This window comes from Kitasatospora sp. NPDC002551, assembly GCF_040296005.1.
GTDB lineage: Bacteria > Actinomycetota > Actinomycetes > Streptomycetales > Streptomycetaceae > Kitasatospora.
On the sequence record NZ_JBEOWI010000112.1, the window covers coordinates 1 to 8,809 of the forward strand.

An 8,809-nucleotide genomic window follows, 5' to 3' on the forward strand; every position below is an offset into this window, starting at 1 on the left:
TGACCGATGTTGGACTTCAGCGCGCCCAGCCACAGCGGCCGGTCCTCGGGCCGCCCCTGGCCGTAGGTGGCCAGCAGCGCGCCGGCCTCGATCGGGTCGCCCAGCGTCGTCCCGGTGCCGTGCGCCTCCACCGCGTCCACGTCCGCCGTGCCCAGGCCGGCCGAGTCCAGCGCGGCCCGGATCACCCGCTGCTGCGAGGGACCGTTCGGCGCGCTCATCCCGTTGCTGGCGCCGTCCTGGTTGACCGCGGTGCCCCGGACGACCGCCAGCACCCGGTGCCCGTGGCGCCGGGCGTCGGACAGCCGCTCCAGGAGCAGCATGCCGGCGCCCTCGCCCCAGCCGGTACCGTCGGCGGCCGCGGAGAACGCCTTGCAGCGGCCGTCGGGGGCCTGGCCGCCCTGGCGGCTGAAGTCGACGAAGAGGTTGGGGGTGGACATCACGGTCGCACCACCGGCCAGCGCCATCGAGCACTCGCCCCGGCGCAGCGACTGGGCGGCCAGGTGCAGCGCCACCAGCGACGAGGAGCAGGCCGTGTCGACGGTGACCGCCGGGCCCTCCAAGCCGAAGAGGTAGGAGACGCGCCCGGAGGCGACGCTGCCGGAGCTGCCGCTGCCGATGTACGCCTCCAGGTCCTCCGGCACCTGCGGCAGCCGCAGGCTGTAGTCCTGGTACATCAGGCCCGCGAACACGCCGGTCCGGCTGCCCTTCAGCGAGGCCGGTGCGATGCCGGCCCGCTCGAAGGCCTCCCAGGAGGTCTCCAGCAGCAGCCGCTGCACCGGGTCCATCGCCAGCGCCTCACGGGGCGAGATGCCGAAGAAGGCGGGGTCGAAGTCGTAGGCGTCGTAGAGGAACGCGCCCTCGTTCGCGTAGGACTTGCCGGGGAGGCTGCCCGTCGGGTCGTACAGGTCCTCGACGTCCCAGCCGCGGTCCGCCGGCATCGCGGCCATCGCGTCCCTGCCCTGGGCCACCAGGTGCCACAGGTCCTCCGGGCTCCGCACGCCGCCGGGGAAGCGGCAGGCCATGCCGACGATGGCGATCGCGTCCTCGGAGCCCTCGCGGACGGCGGTCCCGGCGGCGGCCGGGGCGGCGGCGGTGCGCAGCCGGTCGCCCAGTGCCTCGGTGCGCAGGTACTCGGCGAGCGCCGTGGGGTTCGGGTAGTCGAAGACCAGCGTGGTCGGCAGCCGCAGCCCGGTGGCGGTGTTCAGCCGGTTGCGCAGCTGCACCGACGTCAGGGAGTCGAAGCCCAGCTCCCGGAAGGCCCGGTCGGCGGTGACCGCGTCGGACGAGGCATGGCCCAGTACGGCCGCGACCAGCGAGCGCACCAGGTCCAGCAGGAAGCGCTGCTGCTCGGTCTCGGTCTGCCCGGCGAGGCGCCGGGCGAGCGAGTCGGTTCCGTCGGCCTCCGTCCCGGCCTCCACCACGCGGCGGGCCGGGGTACGGACCAGCCCCTGGAGCAGGGCCGGGACGGCGCCGGTGGCGGCGCCCGCCCGCAGCGCGGCGGTGTCCAGCAGCATGGGCACCAGCAGCGGCTCGTCCACGGCCGCGGCGGCGTCGAACAGGGCCATGCCCAGCTCGGCCGAGATCGGGGCGACGCCCGAGCGGGCGGAGCGTTCGGTGGACCCGGCGTCGAGGTGGCCGGTCATGCCGCTGGGGTCGGCCCACAGGCCCCAGGCCAGTGACCGGCCGGCCAGGCCGGCGGCCCGGCGGCGGTGGGCCAGGGCGTCCAGGAAGGCGTTGGCGGCGGCGTAGTTGGCCTGGCCGGGGCCGCCGAGGACGCCCGCCGCGGAGGAGTAGAGCACGAAGCCGGACAGGTCGAGGCCGGCGGTCAGCTCGTGCAGGTTGACGGCCGCGTCGACCTTGGGCCGCAGCACCCGGTGGAGCTGCTCGGGGGTCAGGCCGCTCACGATCCCGTCGTCCAGCACACCGGCGGTGTGCACGACGGCGGTCAGCGGGTGGGCCGGGTCGATGCCGGCCAGCAGGGCGGCCAGGGCGTCGCGGTCGGCGGCGTCGCACGCGGCGAGCGTCACCGAGGCGCCGGCCGCCTCCAGTTCGGCCCGCAGCTCCTCGGCGCCCTCGGCCTCGGGCCCGCGGCGGCTGGTCAGCAGCAGACGGCGCACGCCGTGCCGGGCGACCAGGTGGCGGGCCAGCAGCCCGCCGAGGGTGCCCGTGCCGCTGATCAGCACGGTGCCCTCGCCGTCCCAGCCGAGGGCGGGATCGCCGGCCGGGGCGGGCACGCGGGCCAGCCTGGCCGCCAGCACGACGCCCTCGCGGACGGCGAGTTGGGGCTCGCCGGTGGCGACGGCGGCGCGCAGGGCCCGCACGGAGTCCTGGTGCCCGTCGAGGTCCACCAGGACGAAGCGGCCGGGGTTCTCGCTCTGGGCGGAGCGCACCAGGCCCCAGAGCGTGGCGTGCGCCAGGTCGGTCACGTCCTCGCCCGGCAGGGCGGCGGCGCCGCGGGTGACGAACACCAGCCGGGAGTCCGCGAAGCGGTCGTCGCGCAGCCAGGTCTTGACCAGCTCCAGCGCCCGCTCGGCGGCGGCCCGGGCCGCGTCGGCGTCGGTGCTGGTGGCGGCGGCGGTGGCGTCCGGCTCCGGTGCGCACGGGACGAGGACGACCTCCGGCACCGCACCGTCGGCCACGACCGGGTCGGACGGATCCAGCGGGGCCAGTCCCGGCAGCGCGCCCAGCCCCAGCCGGTCCGCGCCCCACACCCCCCAGGCGGTGGCGGGTCCGGAGTCGGCGAGCGCCGGCGGCGTCCAGTCGACCCGGAACAGCGCGTCGGTGAGGGCGGCCCGGGTGCCGGAGAGCTGCTCGGGGCGGATCTCGCGCAGCAGCAGCGCCTCGACGGCCGCGACCGGCCGGCCGGCGGTGTCGGCGATCCGGAGGGCGACCGCGTCGGCGCCCGCCGGGGACAGCCGCACCCGCAGCTCGGCGGCGCCGGAGGCGTGCAGGGTGACGCCCGTCCAGGAGAACGGCAGGCGGCCGTTGCCGCCGCCGGCCTGCTCGGACTCGAACAGCGGCCCGAGCGCGATGCCGTGCAGCGCCGCGTCCAGCAGCGCGGGGTGGAGCCCGTAGGCGCGGGCGCCCTCCCGGTGGTCCTCCGGCAGCCGCACCTCGGCGAAGACGTCGTCACCGAGCCGCCAGGCCGCGCGCAGGCCGCGGAAGGCGGGCCCGTAGCCGAACCCGTTCGCGGCGTAGCGCTCGTAGAGGTCCTGGACGGCCACCGGCTCGGCGCCGGCCGGCGGCCACGCGGCGAGGTCGAAGCCGGCCGCCCCGGCGGCGGGCACGACCGTGCCGGAGGCGTGGGCGACCCAGGCGTCCTCCGCCGCGTTCTCCGCGCGCGAGTAGACGCCCACCGTCCGGCGCCCGGCGGCGTCCGGCTCGCCGACGGTGACCTGCACCGCCACGCCGCCGGACGCGGGCAGCAGCAGCGGCGCCTGGAGCGTGAGCTCCTCGACCTGCCCGCAGCCGACCCGGTCGGCGGCCTGCACCGCGAGCTCCAGGAACGCCGTGCCGGGCAGCAGGACGCTGCCGGTCAGGGCGTGGTCGGCGAGCCAGGGCGAGGTCTCCAGGGACAGCCGGCCGGTCAGCAGCAGCCGGTCGGCGTCCGCCAGGTGCACGGCGGCACCGAGCAGCGGGTGGTCGGCGGCACCGAGTCCGGCCGACGCCACGTCCCCGGCGGCCACCGGCGACTCCAGCCAGTAGCGCTGCCGCTGGAACGCGTAGGTGGGCAGCGGGACGCCGCGCGCCCCGGTGCCGGCGAACACCGTCGCCCAGTCCACCGGGCCGCCGGCGACGTGCAGTTCGCCCAGCGAGGTGAGGAAACGGTCGAAGCCGCCCTCCTCGCGCCGCAGCGTGCCCACGGCGACGGCGCCCGCGCCGGCGTCCTCGAAGGTCTCCTGCATCGCCATCGCGAGCACGGGGTGCGGGCCGGCCTCGACGAACGCGCCGTGGCCGTCGGCGAGCAGCGCGCGCACCGCCCGCTCGAACTCGACCGGCAGGCGCATGTTCCGGTACCAGTAGTCGGCGTCGAGCCCGGCGGCGTCCTGCAGCGCGCCGGTCACCGTGGAGTAGAACGGGATCCGCGCGGCGCGCGGCGCGACCGGCGCCAGGTCGGCCAGCAGCCGTTCGCGCAGCGCCTCGACCTGCGGCGAGTGGCTGGCCAGCAGCACCCCGGGGACCCGGCGGGCCTTGATGCCGTCGGCGGTGAGCAGGGCCAGCAGCTCGTCGAGGGCGTCGGGATCGCCGGCGACCGTCACCGAGGTCGGGCTGTTGCCCGCCGCGAGGGAGAGCCGGTCGTCCAGGGGCTCCAGCCGGGGCGCGATCCGCTCGGCGGAGGCCAGCACCGAGAGCATGCCGCCCTTGCCCTCGATCTCCAGCGCCGCCTTGCTGCGCAGCGCCACCACCCGGGCGGCGTCCTCCAGCGACAGGGCGCCCGCCACGAACGCGGCGGCCACCTCGCCCTGGGAGTGGCCGACGACGGCGGCGGGCTCGACACCGTGCGAGCGCCACAGCGCGGCCAGCGACACCATCATCGAGAACAGCACCGGCTGGACGACGTCGGTGCGGTCGGCCGGCGGCGCGCCCGCGGCACCGGTCAGGACGTCGACCACCGACCAGTCCAGGTACGGCGCCAGCGCCGCGTCACAGGCGCGCAGCTGCTCGGCGAAGGCCGGCGAGGAGGCCAGCAGCGGCCGGGCCATGCCGTCCCACTGCGACCCCTGGCCCGGGAAGACGAACACCGTCTTGCGGCGGCCGTCCGCCACGCCCTGGACGAGCCGCGCCGCCGGTTCGCCGGCCGCGAGCGCCCGCAGACCCTCCAGCAGCCCGTCCCGGTCCCGGGCGACGAGCACGGCGCGGTGCTCCAGGGAGGCGCGCTGCAGTGCCAGGGAGTACCCGAGGTCGGCGGCGGCCGGGTCCGGGTGGGCGCCCAGGTGGTCGAGCAGCCGCCCGGCCTGGGCGCGCAGCGCCTCCGCCGTCCGGCCGGAGAGCAGGAAGGGCAGCACCGAGGGGGCCTCGGCCGGGGCGGCCGGGTCGGCGGCCTCCTCCTCGTCCGCCGACGGCTCGGGCGCCTGCTCCAGGATCACGTGGGCGTTGGTGCCGCTGAAGCCGAACCCGGACACGGCGGCCCGGCGCGGGGCGCCGGTCCGCGGCCACTCCCGGGACTCCGTCAGCAGCTCGACGCCGCCGGCCTCCCAGTCGACGATGGGGCTGCGCTCCTCGGCGTGCAGCGTCTTCGGCAGGATCCCGTGCCGGATCGCCAGCACCATCTTGATGACGCCGCCGACCCCGGCCGCGGCCTGGGTGTGCGCGATGTTGGACTTCAGCGAGCCCAGCCACAGCGGCCGGCCCTCCGGGCGCTCCGTGCCGTACGTGGCCAGCAGCGCGCCGGCCTCGATCGGGTCGCCGAGCCGGGTGCCGGTACCGTGCGCCTCCACCGCGTCGACCTCGGCGGCCGACAGCCGGGCGTCGGCCAGCGCGGCCCGGATCACCCGCTGCTGCGAGGGCCCGTTCGGCGCCGTCAGCCCGCTGCTGGCGCCGTCCTGGTTGACGGCCGAGCCGCGGACCACGGCGAGCACCGGGTGCCCGTGGCGCCGGGCGTCGGACAGCCGCTCCACCAGGAGCATGCCGACGCCCTCGCCCCAGCCGGTGCCGTCCGCCCGCGCCGAGAACGCCTTGCAGCGGCCGTCCGAGGACAGCGCCCGCTGCCGGGCGTACTCGATGAACGCCACCGGGGTGGACATCACCATGGAGCCGCCGACCAGGGCCAGCGAGCAGTCGCCGCGGCGCAGCGCCTGGGTGGCCAGGTGCAGCGCCACCAGCGAGGACGAGCATGCCGTGTCCACGGAGACGGCGGGCCCCTCCAGACCGAAGGTGTAGGAGAGGCGGCCCGAGGCGATGCTGCCGGACCCGCCGGCGCCGAGGTAGCCCTCGACGTCCTCGGGCACGGTGGTCAGCCGGGATCCGTAGTCCTGGTACATCACGCCCGCGTACACGCCGGTCCGGCTGCCCTTGAGCGTGGTCGGGTCGATGCCCGCCCGCTCGAAGGTCTCCCACGCGGTCTCCAGCAGCAGCCGCTGCTGGGGGTCCATGGCCAGCGCCTCGCGCGGCGAGATCCCGAAGAAGGCCGGGTCGAAGTCGTACGCGGCGTCGAGGAAGGCCCCCTCCTCCACGTAGCTCTTGCCCTTGGCGTCCGGGTCCGGGTCGTACATGGCCTCGACGTCCCAGGCCCGGTCCGCGGGCAGCGGACCGACCGCGTCACGGCCCTCGGCCACCAGCCGCCACATGTCCTCCGGGCTGTGCACGCCCCCGGCGTAGCGGCAGCTCATGGCGACGATCGCGATGGGCTCCTGGTCCCGCTCCTCGATCTTCTGCAGACGCTGGCGCGTGCGGTGCAGGTCCGTCGTCACGCGCTTGAGGTAGTCGCGAAGCTTGTCTTCGCTCACGGTGCTCACCCGTTCAACCGCCGCTTTCTTCAGGAAAGGCCGAGTTCGTTTTCGATGAAGTCGAAGATCTCGTCGTCGGAGGCCGAGTCGAGCTCGGCCGCCGCGATGTCGCCCACCGGGTCCTGGGCGTGGCCCAGCTTCGACAAGAGGTCCTGGAGGCGGGTGGTGAGTCTGGTCCGGGCGGCCTCGTCCGCGGCCACCCGCGGCAGGTCCTGCTCCAGTCGGTCGAGTTCGGGGAAGACCAGCGGGACGGCCGCCGGCTCGGCCGGGGTGACCGACTCCGCGAGGTGGGCCGCGATCGCGCTGGTCGTCGGGTAGTCGAAGAGCAGGGTGGCGGGCAGCCGCAGTCCGGTCACCCGGCCCAGCTGGTTGCGCAGTTCGACGGCGGTGAGCGAGTCGAAGCCGAGCTCCAGCAGCCCTCGGTCGACATCGATCGCGTGCGGGTCGGTGAACCCGAGGACGGTCGCCGCCTGGTTGCGCACCAGGTCCAGCAGCACCCGGCCGCGCTCCGCGTCGGCCATGCCCGCCAGCCGTCGCATCAGCCCGTCGGCGGCGTCGGCGGACGTGCCGCCCCCGCCCGCGGTGCGCCGGGCCGCCGGCCGGGCGGGGGTCCGGACCAGGCCGCGCAGCAGCGGCGGCACCGGGCCGGGACCGCCGGCCTGGCCCGCGACGTCCAGCCGCATCGGCAGCAGCACCGGCGCGTCCAGCGCCCGCGCCGCGTCGAACAGCGCGGCGCCCTCGGCGGAGGAGAAGGCGACGATGCCGCCGCGCGCCAGCCGCGAGAGGTCCGCGTCGGCCAGCTTGCCGGTCATCTCGCTGCGCTGCTCCCACAGGCCCCAGGCCAGCGACTGGACGGGGAAGCCCTGGGCGCGGCAGTGGGTGGCGTAGGCGTCGAGGAACGCGTTCGCCGCCGCGTAGTTGCCCTGGCCCATGCCGCCGAAGGTGCCGGCGATGGAGGAGAACAGCACCAGGGCGGAGAGCCCGAGCCCGCGGGTCAGTTCGTGCAGGTTGACCGCCGCGTCCACCTTGGGGCGCAGCACCCGGTCCACCCGCTCGGGGGTGAGCCCGCCGACGACGCCGTCGTCCAGCACGCCGGCGGTGTGCACGACCGCGGTGAGCGGGTGCGCGGTGCCGACGCCGGCCAGCAGCCGGGCCAGCTCCTCGCGGTCCGCGACGTCGCAGGCGGCGAGGGTGACGTCGGCGCCGAGCGCCGTCAGGTCGGCGCACAGCTCCTTCGCACCCTCGGCCTCGGCGCCGCGCCGGCTGGTCAGCAGCAGGTGGCGCACGCCGCACTCGGCGACCAGGTGACGGGCCATCACGCCGCCGATGGCGCCGGTGGCACCGGTGACCAGCACCGTACCGGCGCTCCAGTCGGGGGCGGCGGCCGACTCGGCGGGGCCGGACGGCGCCGGTACCCGGGCCAGCCGGGCGGCCCGGACCGAGCTGCCGCGCAGGGCCAACTGGGGCTCGTCGGTGGTGAGTTCGACCACATGAGAGGGCAGTGCGCCGGTGTCGGTGTCGAGATCGACGAGGACGAACCGGTCCGGGTTCTCCGACTGTGCGGAGCGGACCAGGCCCCAGAGCGCGGCGTGCGGCAGGTCGGTCACCTGCTCGGCGGGATCGGCGGCGACGGCGCCGCGCGTCAGGAAGACCAGCCGCGAGGCGGCGAACCGCTCGTCGGCGAGCCACCCCTGGACCAGCGCCAGCCCCCGGTCCAGGGCCGTGCGCACCGAGGCGGTGAGACCGTCCGCCCCGGCGGACTGCGGCGGGCAGGTCACCAGGACGAACTCCGGCGGCGCCGCCGGGTCCGTGGCGGCCGCCAGGGCGTCCAGGTCGGGGTGGGTCCGCAGCCCGTGCGCCGCCGCCACGCCGAAGTCGTCGCCGCCGACCAGGGCCCAGCCCGCGGTGGTGGCGGCGGACGGCGCCGCGCCGGAGCTCGCCTCGACGAGCTCGGTCCAGTCCAGGACGTACAGGGAGTCGCCCGGGTCGGGGGCGCCCAGCCGCTCGGGCCGCGCCCGCAGGGCGAGCGAGTCGACCGTCGCCACCGGCCGGCCGATCGGGTCCGACAGCGTCAGCGACACCGTGTCGGAGCCGACGGGGGTCAGCCGCACCCGGACCTCGCCGGCGCCCGCGCCGTGCAGGGTGACGCCCGACCACGAGAACGGCAGCTTCCCTCCGTCGAGTCGGAGCGCCGGGCTCAGGCCGATGCTGTGCAGGGCGGCGTCGAGCAGGGCGGGGTGGAGGCCGTAGGAGGCGGCGGTGGTCTGCTGGTCGTCGGGGAGGCGGACCTCGGCGTAGACGGTGTCGTCGGTGATCCAGGCCTTGCGCAGGCCCTGGAAGGCGGGGCCGTAGGCGAAGCCGCC

The 8,809-nt window shown here is 76.6% G+C and carries 2 protein-coding genes; both read right to left on the minus strand.

The genetic code is table 11. The annotated features are described in order from the left end of the window. The coding region (locus tag ABT093_RS39845; RefSeq protein WP_350572403.1) for a type I polyketide synthase at positions 1 to 6,446 on the minus strand (6,446 nt) is incomplete at its 3' end. Between the two features lie 29 nt (positions 6,447 to 6,475). After that, a partial coding sequence (locus tag ABT093_RS39850; RefSeq protein WP_350572404.1) for a type I polyketide synthase occupies positions 6,476 to 8,809 on the minus strand: 2,334 nt, incomplete at its 5' end.